The 15,850-nt window shown below is 69.8% G+C and carries 18 protein-coding genes; 12 read left to right on the forward strand and 6 right to left on the reverse strand.

Annotated elements, in window-relative coordinates; translation table 11 throughout:
- Nucleotides 1-220 precede the first annotated feature (220 nt).
- The 5 genes from PH203_RS45855 to fabF all read left to right on the forward strand — a co-directional run bounded on the left by PH203_RS45855 (nucleotide 221) and on the right by fabF (nucleotide 6,163).
- Nucleotides 221-2,479, forward strand: coding sequence for an MMPL family transporter (locus PH203_RS45855; protein WP_289928524.1), 2,259 nt, complete (start codon nucleotides 221-223; stop codon nucleotides 2,477-2,479).
- Complete coding sequence (locus PH203_RS45860; RefSeq protein ID WP_289928498.1) at nucleotides 2,476-3,498, forward strand: hypothetical protein; 1,023 nt, start codon at nucleotides 2,476-2,478, stop codon at nucleotides 3,496-3,498. The genes PH203_RS45855 and PH203_RS45860 overlap by 4 nt, the downstream gene beginning before the upstream one ends.
- 168 nt (nucleotides 3,499-3,666) lie before the next feature.
- Nucleotides 3,667-4,509, forward strand: a complete 843-nt coding sequence (locus PH203_RS45865) for an IclR family transcriptional regulator (protein ID WP_289928500.1) — start codon at nucleotides 3,667-3,669, stop codon at nucleotides 4,507-4,509.
- Between the two features lie 126 nt (nucleotides 4,510-4,635).
- Nucleotides 4,636-4,881 carry an acyl carrier protein gene (locus PH203_RS45870; RefSeq protein ID WP_289928501.1) on the forward strand — a complete coding sequence of 82 codons (246 nt, stop codon included), beginning with the start codon at nucleotides 4,636-4,638 and terminating at the stop codon, nucleotides 4,879-4,881.
- Nucleotides 4,882-4,900: 19 nt separating this feature from the next.
- The gene (gene fabF, locus PH203_RS45875) at nucleotides 4,901-6,163 is read left to right on the forward strand and encodes a beta-ketoacyl-ACP synthase II (protein ID WP_289928503.1); all 1,263 of its coding nucleotides are present in this window, start codon (nucleotides 4,901-4,903) and stop codon (nucleotides 6,161-6,163) included.
- Between the two features lie 90 nt (nucleotides 6,164-6,253).
- Here the strand turns inward: fabF and PH203_RS45880 are convergent, their stop codons facing one another.
- Complete coding sequence (locus tag PH203_RS45880) at nucleotides 6,254-7,279, reverse strand: AraC family transcriptional regulator (RefSeq protein WP_289928504.1); 1,026 nt, start codon at nucleotides 7,277-7,279, stop codon at nucleotides 6,254-6,256.
- A 143-nt stretch (nucleotides 7,280-7,422) separates the two neighbouring features.
- Here PH203_RS45880 and PH203_RS45885 point away from each other — a divergent pair, with 143 nt between their 5' ends.
- The 3 genes from PH203_RS45885 to PH203_RS45895 all read left to right on the forward strand — a co-directional run bounded on the left by PH203_RS45885 (nucleotide 7,423) and on the right by PH203_RS45895 (nucleotide 9,112).
- Entirely contained in the window at nucleotides 7,423-8,184 is a 762-nt protein-coding gene (locus PH203_RS45885) for an IclR family transcriptional regulator (RefSeq protein ID WP_289928526.1), read from the forward strand.
- Nucleotides 8,185-8,608: 424 nt separating this feature from the next.
- Nucleotides 8,609-8,782, forward strand: coding sequence for a hypothetical protein (locus tag PH203_RS45890; protein WP_289928505.1), 174 nt, complete (start codon nucleotides 8,609-8,611; stop codon nucleotides 8,780-8,782).
- Nucleotides 8,783-8,788: 6 nt separating this feature from the next.
- Nucleotides 8,789-9,112 (forward strand): hypothetical protein, encoded by a 324-nt coding sequence (locus PH203_RS45895; RefSeq protein ID WP_289928507.1) that lies wholly within the window; start codon nucleotides 8,789-8,791, stop codon nucleotides 9,110-9,112.
- A gap of 82 nt (nucleotides 9,113-9,194) precedes the next feature.
- On the opposite strand, the gene PH203_RS45900 is transcribed toward PH203_RS45895, so the two are convergent.
- From PH203_RS45900 to PH203_RS45910, 3 genes are all read right to left on the reverse strand, one after another.
- Nucleotides 9,195-9,644, reverse strand: coding sequence for an SDR family NAD(P)-dependent oxidoreductase (locus PH203_RS45900; protein ID WP_289928509.1), 450 nt, complete (start codon nucleotides 9,642-9,644; stop codon nucleotides 9,195-9,197).
- A gap of 448 nt (nucleotides 9,645-10,092) precedes the next feature.
- On the reverse strand, nucleotides 10,093-10,680 hold the full coding sequence (locus PH203_RS45905) for a snapalysin family zinc-dependent metalloprotease (RefSeq protein ID WP_289928510.1): 588 nt from the start codon (nucleotides 10,678-10,680) through the stop codon (nucleotides 10,093-10,095).
- Between the two features lie 170 nt (nucleotides 10,681-10,850).
- Nucleotides 10,851-11,330 carry an SDR family oxidoreductase gene (locus tag PH203_RS45910; protein ID WP_289928512.1) on the reverse strand — a complete coding sequence of 160 codons (480 nt, stop codon included), beginning with the start codon at nucleotides 11,328-11,330 and terminating at the stop codon, nucleotides 10,851-10,853.
- 65 nt (nucleotides 11,331-11,395) lie between these two features.
- On the opposite strand from PH203_RS45910, the gene PH203_RS45915 reads away from it, so the two are divergent.
- Nucleotides 11,396-11,872 (forward strand): MEKHLA domain-containing protein, encoded by a 477-nt coding sequence (locus tag PH203_RS45915; protein WP_289928513.1) that lies wholly within the window; start codon nucleotides 11,396-11,398, stop codon nucleotides 11,870-11,872.
- Nucleotides 11,873-11,948: 76 nt separating this feature from the next.
- Here PH203_RS45915 and PH203_RS45920 read toward each other — a convergent pair whose 3' ends face one another.
- Nucleotides 11,949-12,887 carry a LysR substrate-binding domain-containing protein gene (locus PH203_RS45920; RefSeq protein ID WP_289928514.1) on the reverse strand — a complete coding sequence of 313 codons (939 nt, stop codon included), beginning with the start codon at nucleotides 12,885-12,887 and terminating at the stop codon, nucleotides 11,949-11,951.
- 71 nt (nucleotides 12,888-12,958) lie between these two features.
- Between PH203_RS45920 and PH203_RS45925 the strand changes: the two genes are divergently transcribed.
- The 3 genes from PH203_RS45925 to PH203_RS45935 are packed head-to-tail and all read left to right on the forward strand — an operon-like array spanning nucleotide 12,959 to nucleotide 15,533.
- Nucleotides 12,959-14,164 (forward strand): thiolase family protein, encoded by a 1,206-nt coding sequence (locus PH203_RS45925; protein ID WP_289928515.1) that lies wholly within the window; start codon nucleotides 12,959-12,961, stop codon nucleotides 14,162-14,164.
- Nucleotides 14,161-14,856, forward strand: coding sequence for a 3-oxoacid CoA-transferase subunit A (locus PH203_RS45930; protein WP_289928517.1), 696 nt, complete (start codon nucleotides 14,161-14,163; stop codon nucleotides 14,854-14,856). The genes PH203_RS45925 and PH203_RS45930 overlap by 4 nt, the downstream gene beginning before the upstream one ends.
- Nucleotides 14,853-15,533 (forward strand): 3-oxoacid CoA-transferase subunit B, encoded by a 681-nt coding sequence (locus PH203_RS45935; protein WP_289928519.1) that lies wholly within the window; start codon nucleotides 14,853-14,855, stop codon nucleotides 15,531-15,533. The genes PH203_RS45930 and PH203_RS45935 overlap by 4 nt, the downstream gene beginning before the upstream one ends.
- Nucleotides 15,534-15,753: 220 nt before the next feature.
- On the opposite strand, the gene PH203_RS45940 is transcribed toward PH203_RS45935, so the two are convergent.
- Nucleotides 15,754-15,850 (reverse strand): RICIN domain-containing protein (locus PH203_RS45940; protein WP_289928527.1); only part of this gene is annotated, 97 nt, incomplete at its 5' end.

Here is a 15,850-nt window from a genome sequence, read left to right on the forward strand (position 1 = left end):
CAGTTGAGAGCAGTGCTCTTGCGCTGAAGCGGTGCTCGCTGTAAAACTACATCCGGCAAGAGCACCGCTCTCAAACCAGAGCACGTGTCACGTTTGTGTTTGCCCAGGTCAGCGGCTGCACTGTCCCGCCCCGCACCACCGCTCTCCCCGTTCCACCCATCCAGCCCCGGCCGACCGCTGGCAGGCCCGTGGGCACAGCTGAAGAAAGGACCTCAGCGTGATGGTCACTTCGGTGCCGTCCGGGAGCGACCGAAAGAAACGTCGCGGCCCCTGGTTCACCCTTCTCGCCGGACTCCTCCTCCTACTGGTCGCCGGCGCCGCGACCTCCGGGGTGCTGGACCGTCTCAAGTCGGGCGGGTTCGACGACCCCGCCTCCGACTCCGTGGCCGCCGCCGAGGCGCTGGAACGCTCGTTCCCCGGCAGCCAGCCCAACCTCGTCATCCTGGTGAAGGACGCCAAGGGCGGACCCGGCAGCGCCGCGGCCCGCACCGAGGCCGAAACCATCGACAAAACGGTCTCCGGCACCGCCGGCACCAGGGTCGTCGCCTCCTACTTCGACAGCGGCGACAAGAGCCTGCGCTCCGGGAACGCGGCTTTGATCCTCGTCCGGGTCGACGGCGACGAGAACGAGAGCATGCGAACCGCCGACACGCTGCACGAGAAGCTGTCGGACCCGGACGGTGCCGTCTCGGTCTCCTTCGGCGGCATCACCGCCATCAACAACGACATGAACAAGCAGGTCGAGAAGGACATCATCGCGGCGGAAAGCATCGCCATCCCGATCACCCTGCTGCTGCTCGTGATCGTCTTCCGCGGTCTGATCGCCGCCCTGCTGCCGATGCTCCTGGCCGTCCTCACCATCGTCGGAGCGCTCGCGGCCGTCAACGTCGCCGCGCAGTTCACCGACGTGTCCGTGTTCGCCGTCAACCTGATCACCGCGCTGGGACTGGGTCTCTCCGTCGACTACAGCCTGCTGATCGTCACGCGCTACCGGGAGGAACGCGAGGCCGGCCGCGACAACGCCGACGCCCTGCGCGTCACCCGCGCGACCGCCGGGCGCACCGTGGCCGTCAGTGGTGCCGTGGTCGGTGCCGCCCTCGCTACGCTCCTGGTCTTCGACCAGTACTTCCTGCGCTCCTTCGCGCTGGCGGGCATCGCCGTGGTGCTGTGGGCCGTCCTCGGCTCGCTGTACCTGCTGCCGGCGTCCCTGGTCGTGCTCGGCGACCGGATCGACGCCCTCGGCCGCCGCCGGCGCACTCGGCGTGCCCCGGCCGCCGAGACCTTCTGGGGCCGGATGGCCGGCCTCGCTTTCCGGCGCCCCGCCCTGCTCGCCACCCCCGTGATCGCCCTGCTGCTGTTCATGGCGGTGCCCTTCGCCGGCGCCCAGTTCGGTGTACCGGACGAGCGGGTGCTGCCCACGGACACCGAGAGCCGCATGGTGACGGAGGCCGTGCGCGACGACTTCGGCGTCGGCGACGACCGCGCGCTGAACGTGGTCTCCGAGCAGTGGAAGGGGACCGACGCCGATCTCGCACGCTACTCCGCGGACCTCTCCGAGACCGACGCGGTCACCAGGGTCGTCAGCGCCGCCGGGGTGTTCCGCGACGGCTCCCGTCTGACCCCGCTGGACCCGCGCACGGCCGCTGCCTTCCGGGACGGTGACGCGGTCCGCCTCCAGGTGCAGACGGACGTGGTCCCGTACTCCGACCAGGGCGGTGACCTGGCCCGCGCCGTCCGTGCGGTCGATCCGCCCGCCGGCAGCGAGGTCCTGGTCGGCGGTCAGGCGGCCCAGCTGGTCGACATCACCCACTCCATCGCCGGCAAGCTGCCCCTGGCCATGGTCCTGATCAGCGTCCTGAGCCTGCTGTTCCTGTTCCTGCTGACGGGCAGTGTGCTGATGCCCCTCAAGGCGCTGCTGTTCAACGGCCTGAGCCTCGTCGGCATCCTCGGCGTCGCGGTCTGGGTCTTCGTCGACGGCCACCTCTCCGGCCTGCTCGGCTTCACCCCGTCGCCGCTCGCCGTGTCGATGCCGGTCCTGGTGTTCTGCATCGCTTTCGGCCTGTCCATGGACTACGAGGTCTTCCTCGTCGCCCGCATCAAGGAACGCTACGACCGCACCGGCCAGCTGGAGAGTTCCGTACGGGAGGGACTCGGCGCCAGCGGCCCCGTCATCACCGCCGCCGCAGCCATCCTCGCGGTGTCCTTCTTCGCCATGCTCACCTCGGGCGTCTCCCTGATCAAGATGTACGGCATGGCCACCGGCCTCGCCATCGTGCTCGACGCGGTCCTGGTGCGAGGGGTGCTGGTGCCGGCCTTCATGCGGGCCGTCGGCCCCTACAACTGGTGGGCCCCGGCCCCTCTCAAGGCACTCCACCGCCGGTTCGGCATCAAGGAATCCGCCGAGGTGGAGCCCGCACCGGCAGCGCCCCAGCACCTCACTTCCGCCACCGAGCCCCAGACGACGGGATCACGGCCGTGACCGAGACCGAGAGCACCCCCACCTACCCCCTCGACCGCCTGCGCAGAGTCGCCGAGACGGCGGCCCGGGCGGCCAACGCCCACAACACCCAGCCCTGGGACCTGCGTTTCCGCCCCGATCATGTCGAGCTGGGCTGGCGCACCGAGTACGCGCTGGGCCCCAGCGACCCCTCGCACCGCGACCTCAGGCTGTCGCTGGGCACCTACCTCGAGACCCTGCTGATCAGCGCCGCCGAGGCCGGGATGGCTATGCGCTTCGAGCCCGACTACGACGCCGCCGCCGCTCGCGTGGGGCGGATCGTGCCCGGCGGATGGCCGGAACAGAACTCCCGGTCGGTGGCCGACATCGAGGCCCGACGCGTGTGGCGAGGCGCCTGGACCTCGCAACAGGTGCCCCAGGCGGTGGTCGACCGCTGCCTCAAGACCGCCGAGGAAGCCGGATTCCGGGTGGCCGTCGTCCCCACGGACGCCGCCCGGCCGCTCCTGATCCGCGCCTACCACTGGTTCTTCGGCCACGCCGGGATCGCCCGGGAGCTGCTGGCCTGGGCCAGGCTCTCCCCCCGCCACCCCGACTACCGGCAAGACGGACTCAACGACGTGATGCTGGTCCTGAACAAGGCCGAGGCCGCCGCCATGCGGACGTTCTTCGCCCCCGCGGTGTACCGGGCGCTGCGGCCGCTGGGGCTGGTCCGGCTGCTGACCACCCTGTCCTCCAGCGCCACCAGCGGTGACGGCATCGTCATGGTTGTCCTCGGCCGGGGCAACGACCCGGCCGGCGAGGTCGAGGCCGGCCGGCTGGTGACACGGCTGTGGCTGGACCTGTTCCACGACGGGATCTACGTCCATCCGCAGAGCCACGTCATCGACTGCCCCGACACGGTCGGCGAACTGACCCGCCTGTGCGGAGCCGAAGGCAAAGAGCGGCCCCTGGTCTTCTTCCGGGTCGGCTATCCCACCGTCGATCCCGCGGCACGGCCCCGCCACCCGCGCCGCGCGCAGCCGGCGGCGACATCCTCCTGAATTCCTCCCGTCCGCCCGGCACCGCGCCGGGCGGACCGAATGTGAAATTCCCGGTGACGCCGATCAGTTAATTCGGCAGCACAGAAACCCATGGGAGATCCCCGACCGCAATACCGCACCGCCTGAACGACAAGCACCGTTTCGCGAACAGAAAGGGGATCCTGTCGAATGTCCACGTCGCACACCCCGGCGGACCGTTCCGTCGTCGAACGTACTCTGGGCGTCCTGGGCGCCTTCGACACCGCTCATGTGAGTCTGACGGTGAGCCAGATCAGCAAGCGGTCACGATTACCGGTGGCCACGACCTACCGCATCGTCTCGAAACTCGTTTCCTGGGGGGCGCTGGAACGCGCGGAGGACAACAAATACACGATCGGCCTTCGTCTGTGGGAGGTCGCCCTCCTGGCTCCCCGGCACGGCGATCTCCGCGCAGCGGCCGTCCCCGCCATGTTCCAACTGCGCTCCATGACCCACTGCGCCGTCCTGCTCTCCGCACGGGACGGCACCGAGGGAATCTGCCTGGAAAGCGTCTCGGGCACCGCCCGGCCCCTGCACCGCTCGTGGTCCCGAGGACACCGCTTCCCCCTCCACGCCACGGCCTGCGGCAGGGTCCTGCTCGCCGCCGCCGACACCACCGTCCACGAGGAGCTCTACCGCGGCGACCTGCGGACGTACACGAAGCGCACCGTCCACACCCCCACCGTCCTGCGTGACCTCGTCGAACACACCCGGCGGCAGGGATACGCCGTGTCCGACGGCGAGTTGCTGGACGGCGTGGTGGAGATCGCCGCGCCGATCCACGACGGCGACGGAGCCGTCCTGGGCGCAATCGGCCTGATCACCGTCGGTACGGCGACCGCCCGTGTCCCGGACGCCGTCGGTCCCCTGCTGGCGGCCGCCCGGCGAATCTCCCGGTCCCTCGCCGACCGCCGGACACCGCGTGGCGGCGCGGTGCCGCCCCCACGCAGGGCGAGCTCCCGCGCTCAACGACCCCAGGGCGCCTGCGCATAGAACCCGGCAGCCGGCATCGCCGGACGCCCGCGAAGGCGACCTCCGTCATCCCACGCACGCCCCTTGCCCCTCCCCCGGACACCGGCTTGCCGACAGCAACGCCGTCACGCGCACGAGGAGACGCACATGAACGCCGTACAGGAAGAAGTCCGCAGCGGTCTGGCCGACATCGTCAACGAGATCACCGGGGTCCCGCACGAGGAGGTGCTCCCCCACAAGTACTTCGCCGACGACCTCGACGTCGACTCCCTGTCCATGGTCGAGGTCGTGGTCGCGGCGGAGGAGCGGTTCGGGGTGACCATCCCGGACGAGGCGGCCGGCCGTCTGAAGACCGTGAGCGACGCCATCGACTACATCCTCGCCCACCACTGACGACTTGGGAGTCATCCTCATGCAACCGACTGATCGCAAGGTGGTCGTGACCGGCGTCGGAGCGACCACACCGCTGGGCGGTGACAGCGCCACCACATGGCACGGACTCACGGCGGGCCGCTCCGCCGTGCGGCTGCTGACGCACGCCTGGGCCGCCGACACCCCCGTGAAGATAGGCGCGGAGATAGCGGTGGAACCCTCCGAGTGCCTCTCCAGAACCGAGGCCCGCAAGCTCGACCGCTCCGCCCAGTTCGCGCTGATCGCGGCACGCGAGGCGTGGGCCGACGCCGGCTTCACCGCACCGGCGGGTGTCGACACCTCCGTCAACCCGGACCGGCTCGGCGTGGTCGTCGCCTCCGCCATCGGCGGCGTGACCTCCCTGCTCCAGCAGTACGACATCCTCCGGGACCAGGGATTCCGCAAGGTGTCTCCCCACACCATCCCGATGATGCTGCCGAACACACAGGGCGCCAACGTCGGACTGGCCCTCAACGCCCGGGCCGGAGTGCACTCGCCCGTCAGCGCCTGCGCCTCGGGCGCCGAGTCGGTCGGATACGCCATCGACATGATCCGCGCCGGCCGGGCCGACATCGTCGTGGCCGGCGGCACGGAGGCGGCGATCCATCCCCTGAACATGGCCGGCTTCGGCAACATGATGGCCATGTCCAAGCGCAACGACGATCCGGCCGCCGCCTCACGGCCGTACGACTCGGCCCGCGACGGCTTCGTCATCGGCGAGGGTGCCGGTGTGGTCGTCCTGGAGTCGGCGGAGCATGCCAGACGGCGCGGCGCGCGCGTCTACGCCGAGGCCGTCGGCCAGGGACTCTCCGCCGACAGCCACCACATCACCCAGCCCGAACCGACGGGCCGGGGCATCGCCGCCGCGCTCACCGCGCTGCTGGACTCCAGCGACCTCACCGCGGCCGAGGTCGTGCACGTCAACGCACACGCGACGTCGACACCCCGGGGCGATGTGGCCGAGGTGAAGGCCCTGCGCAAGGTCCTCGGCGACGCCATGGACCACGTGGCGGTGTCGGCCACGAAGTCCATGACCGGGCATCTCCTCGGCGGAGCCGGCGGTGTCGAGACCGTGGCGACGGTCCTGGCCCTGCATCACCGGCTCGCCCCGCCGACCATCAACCTCGACGACCTCGACCCGGAGGTCGAGGCCGACATCGTGCGCGACGAACCACGGGCGCTGCCCGACGGGCCGATCGCCGCCCTCAACAATTCGTTCGGCTTCGGTGGTCACAACGTGGTGCTCGCCTTCCGCACGGTGTGATCCGCGGAAGCCGCCTGACCGGTCTGCTGTCGGGAGTGGCCGCCCGACGCACTCGAACGCCAGTGTCTCCAGAAGACTGAACTAGATCAACTACCCTTCCGGAGAGTGGAAAGCCGATCGCAATTGACTCTCGGTACAACTCTCTTCGAATTGGTTACCGCCCGGTTTAGAACTGGGCGGTAACACCACCTCAGGGCCATCGGTGACGTTTGCCGGTGGCCCAATCAGCGTGCCGCTGCTCCGCCGAAAAGCCCCCGGCGTCATATTCACCCGACGGATGAAGAACTTGGTGAAGTTCGTAACCTCGGTGAACCCCAGCTGACGGGCCACGGCTCCGATGGGCAGACGCGTATGCATCAGCAGGCGACGCGCTTCGAGTGCCACCCGGGCATCGATGATGTTCTTGGCGGTGGTGCCGGCGACCGCCCGGCACGCACGGGACAGGGCGCGGGTCGTGCAATTCAGCGCGGCGGCATAGTCCTCCACCTGGCGCGAGACGCGGTAGGAGCGCTCCAGCTCCTTCCGGAACCGCACGAACAGCTCCCCCCAGACGTTGTCGCCAACAGGGACGAGCGGGGTTCCGTGCTCACGGTTCGACCTGCAAATCTGATCGATACTCAACAGTAAGACCGCCAGCAGGTGTTTGAGGACGTCCTCACCCCACCCCCGTTCGGGCCGCCGGAATTCCTCTCGCAGGAGGGACAGGATCCGTCCGAGGTCGGCCAGTTCACTCTCGCCCAGCCGCCAGTGCGAGGGCCGCAGCACATCGTCGAGCATCCCGAAGCGCGCACTCATGCGCGGGGGAAACGCCTCGGTGAACATGATGAGCTCGCCCGCCAGATCATGCTGCGGCGCGGCTTGGACCACCTGGTTCGGCCGGATCCACAGCAGGCTTCCCGGACGGCACTCGAAGCGCGTGGAGTCGAGCGAGAAAGTACCGGTCCCCTGGGTGACCAGCAGGAGCTGATGGAATTCCAACCGGTGCGGGGAGGCGAGGAACTCCCGGGGAACCGAGCTCAGCAGTTCCTGGAAAGAGGTCACCGTGATACCGGATCCCGGTCGGCACACCGGGGCGTAGGGCACAACAGGGATCGGCAAGGAGTCGAAATCGACCATAGGACTTCCGGAATCAACCTTTCTCGCATCTCTTGAAGGTTTAATCATAGAGGTGGCCGCCCGTCGCCAGATCCCATCTGGCGTTCGCACGAGTCGAGTTCACTCGCCTTGTGCGCACACGAAAGGAACAAGACGGGATGACCATGCCTCATTCCGGCACGCCGGAGCGTTCGGTCGTCGACCGCGCTTTGAGCGTTCTGGGAGCGTTCGACCGACAGAACCGCACTCTGACTTTGAGTGACATCAGTCGGCGGTCGGGCCTCCCACTCGCCACAGCACATCGCATCGTGAACAAGCTGCACAGCTGGGGAGCGCTGGACAGAAACGGGGACGGCAGCTACAGCATCGGCTTAAGACTCTGGGAGACGGGAACGCTGGCACCCCGTTGCTCACCGCTCGCCGAGGCGGCGCAGCCGTACCTGATGGAACTTCACACGCGCACATCGGCCGGGGCGTACCTCATGATCCGCGACCGTGTCGAAGGGGTCTGTCTCTCGTTCGTGGTCAACGGCAGCGACACCCTGATGAGTTGGATCGAGTCCGGGGACCGCATGCCCCTGCACGCCTGCGCCGCGGGACTGGTGCTGCTCGCCCATGCCGAGGAATCCGTCCAGAACGAGGTCTGCGCCGGGCCGCTGCGCGCGTACACGTCGGCGACCCTGAACCAGGGCGCCGCCCTGCGGCAGACCCTCGCAAAGGTCAGACGCGAGGGCTACGCGGTGGCCCAGCGCACGCTGCAACCGGACATCAGCAGCGTCGCGTTCCCCGTGCGCTCCGCCGACGGGGCCGTGCTGGCAGCGGTGGCTGTGGTGGCCCCGGCGGCCACGTTCCACCTGGCGAAGCTGCTCCCCCCGGTGTCCGCCACGGCCGACGCCGTGTCCCAGCACCTGCGTTCCACTGAATGACGGACGAGAGCACATGTGGACGCTGTCCCGACTCCGGGGCGGCAGGTACCCGGTCGGTCGCCCGCGCCCCGAGGCATGGCGCAGGTGCCGGAAGAACCGGAGCATGAGGTTCCAGACTCTCCACCCGGCGCCGCAGTTCGTGTGCGCCGGGGACGACCGGCGCGGCCCTGCCGGTGCGTCCTCTGCGACAGCGATACGACGTCCGCCTCGCGACCGGCCCCACCTGGGCCAGGCAGACGCGGACGTACGGGAGTAGGGGGACGCAGAGTCCTCCATGCGCTCGCTGCCGCATCAGCCAGGGGAACAGCCATGACTGAAGGGAGCGCGCAGGCGCGGGAACACGCGCACACGAGGCTGGAAGCAGGGTCGCCACTGGATCCACCTCATCGTGGGCAGCGCCGGCATGGTGATCATGACATTGGCGATGACCACGACATCGTCCGGTCCGGTGCTCGCGCTCGACCACGGTCACGGCCCCGCCATGGCCGCAATGCCCGGGATAGCCGGGATGGCCGGGATGGACAACGCGAACGGCATGACCGGCATGGGCGCCCACACGGCCGCCGTCGACAGCGAGGCGGCGTCGTCCTCGCTGTGACGCTTCGTGATCGCCACGCTCGCCGTCTATTTCCCGCTGTCGATCGCCGCGTCGGTGAGAGCACGCGTCCGCAGCACCGACCGAAACGGTCGGAACGGTCTCGCCGGCGGCCGCGAAGGCCGGCGGCGCGGCTGGGGCCGTTGGCTGCTCACGATGCCGCACACGATCGTCGTGTTCCTGACGTCATTGAGCCTCGCCGTCTGGGACAGGGCCCGTGCGCCGAAGAAAGATCACCGCGCCAGCCGACGGCGCAGGACCGGAGCCACCGCGGAGCCGCTCTCGCGGCTCACCACGGGATGGGCGGGACCATGTCCGCGATGCTGCTCATGATGGCGGTCCAGCCCTACCGGTCGTTCCGCTGCCTTCAGCGGGCCGAAGCTCCAGACGGCAAGGGGCAACGACGTCAGGAACCCTACGGACGCGGTTTGGCCTTCGTGGCGTGGCGGGCGACTTCCTTGCGGCTGTTCTTCTTCGCTCCGGTACCGAAGGCGGTGTCGTCCATGCCGGCGCTGGTGTGGAAGTCGCTGTCGGTGGCTCCGGGCATGAGGGTGGTGACGGTGACGCCGTGTTCCTTGAGTTCTTCGCGCAGACCGAGCGCGAACATCCGGGTGAAGGCGCGGGAGGGGCCGTACACCGTCTCGTAGGGGGTGGGCAGGGTCGCGGACAGCGACGAGGTGATGAGGATCTTGCCCGTGTGGTGGGTGGCCATCTGGCGGGCGGCGTACGTGGCGAGGTGGACGACGGAGGTGACGTTCAGGGAGACCAGGGAGAGTTCGTCGTCCAGATCGGTGTCGAGGAAGGCACCGCCGATGCTGCGTCCGGCGTTGAGCGCTGCGGCCGCCAAGGGCAGTCCTGTGCTCACGGGATGTGGAGCACCAGGGTGGTCCGGCCCGTGCGGGGTGCCACTGCCCACCGACAGCGTTCTGTCGGTGGGCAGTTCGCGATCCGTCGCGTCCCGGGTGTCGCGGCGCGCTCGGCGCCGGAGGCCGACAGGTCAACGTGCCGGCCCTGCTTCACTTCTCCGGCGGCGCCGCCGTGCGCGATCCCGGTCTGCGCCAGCGGAGGGCCACCATCACCGTCTCCGATCCGATCCTTGAGCCGAGAGCGACCGGATCGCGACACCCGCCTACGGCACGTACCACGCCGCCTCCGTCCCTGACGGCGATCAGCAGGACCGCAGGGGCGGCTTCCCCCTCCAAGTCCCGGATTTCCGGCGAGTCCCGGCTTTCCGGCCGCGGTCACCTCAAGGGACGACGTCCCGGGGGTCTCGTCGAGACCCCCGGAAGTGCCGGCGCTTCTTGGGAGTGTGCTCAGGGTGCGTCGATGAGGTTCCGGCCCGCGGTGGGTACAAGGGCGGTGACGCCGTTTGCGTAGGCGGACTCGACGCGGGACCGTTCGGCCGCGTCGGGTACGGCGTTGGTGCAGGCCGTGCCGGCGCTCGATCCCGACATCAGCTGTGAGCAGGGGCCGGGTTTGGTGTCCGGCAGGCCGAGGCTGTGGCCCAGCTCGTGGGCGGCGATCCGGGTCTTGTCGTACCCCTGGCTCACGGCCTGGCTGCCGAGCTCGACGCGGACCTGCCGGCCGGGACGAACGGGGCCGAGGGTGGCCTGCGGCCAGCCCGTGGTGGCGACGATCACGATTTCGGCACTGGTGCCGGGTGCCGCTTCGACCAGTCTGACGTTGCTCACGTTCGCGTTCCACGAGGCGACTCCGGCCGCGATCGCGGTCTCCCAGCCTCCGGCGCGACTGTCGTCGTAGCGCAGGGTCACCGCCGCCTGGGCGGTGGGCGGTTCACTCGCGGCGGTGGCAGTCGCGGGGGCGGCAGTCGCGGCGCTCGCCATGGCGAGAACGAGCGCCGCGGCCGAGGTGCCTGACTTGAACCATGTGCCGAGGGGCATCGCTGCTCCTTCATCCGTGGGGGGATTCCGGCCCCGGCGGGGCCGGGTACGCGAAGGAGCGGCACAGGCAGTCCGTTCCGGCCGGACACACCGTCGACCGCCCCTCCGAAGCCTTGCGATGGTATGCCCCCGAAGACCTTTAGGTCATGTACCTGCCATGCCGTTCTCCGTCATAAACCGGCTTCGGTAAGGAAGTTGGACGGCACAGGCACCTTTCCGCCCGCCGCCGCCTTGCCGCGAACCGGCATGCAGCGCTGGGCGCGTCCAGCATCCCCGAGACGGGCGGGATGACGGCGAAGAACAGGACGTCCAGCGGGATGGGCGCCGTGCGTTCGGCGGTGACGAGGCGTTCGATGCCGGGCACCATGCGCTGGAGGGTCGGCGCGATGTCCTGCCACGTCCCCCACGCTCCCGATCCGGCGGACCGGAACGTCCGCGATCATGGCCGCCCTGCGCTCCTCGTCCAGCTTGCCCTGCGTGATGTCGGTGTCGATCAGGCCAGGCGCCACGGAGTTCACGGTCACACCGGAAGGACCCAGTTCGCGGGCGAGGGAGCGGGCGAAGCCGAAGAGCGCCGCCTTGGCCGTCGGTGCGGGGTCGTGGGTGCGGATCCGGCCCCTGGTGCAGGCGGCGGATTTGCGCGATCGCATACTGGGCGGCAGCCGTGCACCCGTGATCCACTCCCCTCCCCCGGACGGACGAGAGGCATGCCTCGATGACCACGCTCCTCCACAACGACGCCTTCGCCGAACTCCTCCTGTCCAGTCACCGACGTTTGACCGGCACCCCTTTGTGGCCCTTGGAGCCCGGCGGTGACACGGCCCGCCGGCTCTACGAGGACGCTCCCTTCGGACTGCTCGCGCACGGCACCGGCGCAGACCCGGTCTTCATCTATGCGAACAGAACCGCCCAACAGTGCTTCGAATACTCCTGGTCGGAGTTCATGGGGCTCCCGTCCCGACTGTCCGCGGCGGCGGACGGACAGAACGACCGGGAGGAGTTCGTGCGATCGGTGACGGAACACGGCTACGCGTCCGGATACCGAGGTCTCAGGATCGCCAAGTCCGGCCGACGCTTCTGGATCGAGGACGTCACCATGTGGAATCTGGTGGACGCCGACGGCACCCACCACGGTCAGGCCGCCGTGTTCCGTTCGTGGACGGACGAAGCACAGGGACGGACAGGCGGCTGACCCTGGCCGTTCCCCGTCCTGGCGGCGCGTGCTCCCGTGACCGACGACCGCATCGCGCAGCAGGCCCGGGATTCCGTCACGAAGATCGTCGCGTAGGCGACGCGATTCCGCCGGCACCGGGGGGACGCGGCTCTTTCATCGTCGCCCGGATGATGCCCACTGTGCGTACCAGATGCGGCTCGGCGCGATCGGCTCGGTGGGCGACGGCCAGCTCCACCCGTGCGCCGGCCCCGGCCAGTGGAAGGTAGGCCACACCGTCGAGCGCCAGCGCGGTGACCGGCTCCGGTACGACGGCGACTCCGAGGCCGCCCGCCACGAGCGTGATGAGGGTCGAGGTCTCGCCGACCTCGTGGCGGATGCGCGGCTCGATGCCGGCGTCGCGCAGCAGGCCCAGCACCACGTCGTACATCACCGACCGGCGGTCGGCGGAGTGCACGATCAGGTCGGCACCGGCGAGGTCTGTGACCCGCAGCCGTTTCCGGCGGGCGAGCGGATGGTCGACCGGCACGGCGACGACGAGACGGTCACGGCGCAGGGTGTGCACGGTGAGGGAGAGGTCGGCCGCGGGCGGGCGCAGCAGCGCGACGTCGATCGCGCCGGTGCGCAGCGCCTCGACCTGGTCGGGTGCGAGCATCTCGCCGCGGAAGGAGAAGTCGACACCCGGGAGTTCCTCCGTGAGCCGGCGCGAGAGCGCGGGCAGAAGGCTGTAGGTCACCGAGCCGACACACCCGATCACGAGGTGGCCCACCGAGCCGGCCGCCACGAGCCGTGCGTGGTGGGCGGCTTCGTCGACCTCGGCGAGGATCGCGCGCGCCCGCTCCAGGTAGGCCCGGCCGGCCTCGGTCAGATCCACGCGCCGGGTGGTGCGGTGCAGCAGCTCGACGCCGAGTTCCGTCTCCAGCTGACGGATCTGCTGGGACAGCGGTGGCTGCGCCATGTGCAGCCGTTCGGCGGCGCGGCCGAAGTGACGCTCCTCGGCCACCGCCACGAAGTACCGCAGGTGCCGCAGATCCATATCCTGCCCATATCAATCAGCCGCCATATACGTACTTCAGAATATCGCGGCCAGGAATTAGCGTCATTGCCATGAGCGCTTTCCTCTATGCCGCGACCCGGACACCGTTCGGCCGCTTCAACGGCGCGCTGGCCGGCGTCCGCCCCGACGACCTCGCCGCCGCCGCGATCACATCCACGCTCGCGACGGTGCCGGGCCTCGACCCCACCGCCATCGACGACGTGGTGTGGGGCAACGCCAACGGCGCCGGGGAGGAGAACCGCAACGTCGGCCGCATGGCGGCGCTGCTCGCCGGCCTCCCGGTGAGCGTGCCCGGCACCACGGTGAACCGCCTGTGCGGCTCCAGCCTCGACGCGGCGATGACGGCCAGCCGGACCATCGAGTCCGGCGACGCGGAAGTGGTGCTGACCGGTGGCGTGGAGTCGATGACACGGGCACCGTGGGTGCTGCCCAAGCCCGCGAAGCCGTTCCCCGCCGGTGACGTCACCGCGGTCTCCACCACCCTGGGCTGGCGGCTGGTCAACCCGCGGATGCCGAAGGAGTGGACGGTCAGCCTCGGCGAGGCCAACGAGCAGCTCCAGGAGCGCTTCGGCATCTCCCGCGAGCGGCAGGACGAGTTCGCCGCCCGCTCCCACCAACTCGCCCACGCCGCCTGGGAGTCGGGCTTCTACGACGACCTGGTGGCGCCGGTCGACGGCGTCGAGCTGACCCGCGACGAAGGCATCAGGCCTACATCCACGCCGGAGGTGCTGGCCAGGCTCAAGCCGGTCTTCCGCACCCCGGAGCAGGGCGGCACCATCACCGCGGGCAACGCCAGCCCGCTCAACGACGGTGCCTCAGCGGTGCTGTTGGGCAGCGAGAAGGCGGCGGCCACGATCGGGGCCGACCCGATCGCCCGTATCGCCGGTCGCGGCGTGAAGGCACTTGAGCCGCAGGCCTTCGGCTACGCCCCCGTGGAGGCGGCGAACCGGGCGCTGGCACGGGCCGGGATCGGCTGGGACCAGGTGGGCGCGGTCGAGCTCAACGAGGCCTTCGCCGTGCAGTCGCTGGCCTGCGTCGACGCGTGGAAGATCGACCCCGCCCTCGTCAACCAGAAGGGCGGTGCCATCGCGATCGGCCACCCGCTCGGCGCCTCGGGCGGACGCATCCTCGCCACGCTGGCCAAGGTGCTGCGCGAGACGGGGCAGCGCTACGGCGTCGCCGCGATCTGCATCGGCGTCGGCCAGGGCCTGGCCGTCGTACTGGAGAACTGCGACACCACGGAGGCCACCCGATGAGCCGGGCGGAGATCGTCGAGAGCGCCGATGCCGCGGTCGCCGGGATCGAGGACGGCTCCACCGTCCTGGTCGGCGGGTTCGGCCTGGCCGGAATGCCGTTCGACCTGATCGACGCGCTCATCCGGCAAGGCGCCAAGGACCTCACCATCGTGTCCAACAACGCCGGCAACGGCGACGTCGGCCTGGCCGCACTGCTCGCCGCCGACCGGGTGCGCAAGGTGCTGTGTTCCTTTCCGCGCCAGGCCGACTCCTGGGTCTTCGACGACCTCTACCGCGCAGGCAAGATCGAGCTGGAGGTCGTACCCCAAGGCAACCTCGCCGAGCGGATGCGCGCCGCGGGGGCCGGCATCGGCGCCTTCTACTGCCCGACGGCGGTCGGCACCCCGCTGGCCGAGGGCAAGGAGGTCCGTGAGATCGACGGCCGCACCTACCTGCTGGAATACCCGATCAAGGGCGACTACGCGCTGATCGGCGCCCATGTCGCGGACACGCTGGGCAACCTCGTCTACCGCAAGACCGCCCGTAACTTCGGCCCCGTCATGGCCACGGCCGCGACGACGACCATCGTCCAGGTCGAGCAGGTCGTCGACGCCGGCAAGCTCGACCCCGAGGCCGTCGTCACCCCGTCCATCTACGTCGACCGGATCGTTCAGGTGACGGCCCGTCACTACACCGTGCAGGGGGCACGATGACCACGACCTCAACCGCCCAGGTGGCCGCCGACCACCGGCTCTCCATGGACGAACTCGCCGCCGTCATCGCCCGTGACATCCCGGCCGGCTCCTTCGTCAACCTCGGCATCGGGCAGCCCACCAAGATCGCCGACCATCTGCCCGCCGACTCCGGAGTGGTGCTGCACACCGAGAACGGCATGCTCAACATGGGCCCGAAGGCGGAGGCCGACGCGATCGACCCCGACCTGACCAATGCCGGCAAGGTCCCGGTGACCGAGCTGCCGGGGGCGGCGTACTTCCACCACGCCGACTCCTTCGCCATGATGCGCGGCGGCCACCTCGACGTCTGCGTCCTCGGCGCCTACCAGGTCGCCTTCGACGGCGACCTCGCCAACTGGACCACCGGCAGACCCGACGACATCCCCGCCGTCGGCGGCGCCATGGACCTCGCCATCGGCGCCAAGGACGTCTACGTGATGATGACCCTCTTCACCCGCTCCGGCGAACCCAAGCTCGTACCGCGCTGCACCTACCCGCTCACCGGCGTCGGCTGCGTCAGCCGCGTCTACACCGACCACGGTGTCTTCGACGTCGGCCCGGAGGGCGTCCGGATCCGGGAAACGTACGGCATCGGCGCCGACGAACTCGCCGGGCGCCTCGGCATCACACCGGTCCCCGTCAAGGAGCAGGCGTGAGCAGGTTCCGGATCCGCCGCACCGCAACGTCATAGTTGCCCAACTGTCCGTTGGAGTCGTTGGCCAGTACGGCTGGTGCGGCCGGCCGGGGCGCCGTCGTCACGACGGCGCCCCGGCGCAGACCTGCGCTGTACTCCCGGGGGGAAAGGAGTGTTCCCGAGGGCGCAGAGAGGCTCACGTCAGGCCGTCATGGCTGCCCTTCCGTGTGCCGCAGGGCTCATCAGGTGCGGGTCCAGCGCTGGTTGCTGCTGTTCGAGCAGGTGTAGAGCTGGATCAGGGTGCCGTTGGCGGTACCGGCCCCCGCGGCGTCGAGGCAC

The organism is Streptomyces sp. S.PB5 (genome assembly GCF_030403745.1).
Lineage (GTDB): Bacteria > Actinomycetota > Actinomycetes > Streptomycetales > Streptomycetaceae > Streptomyces.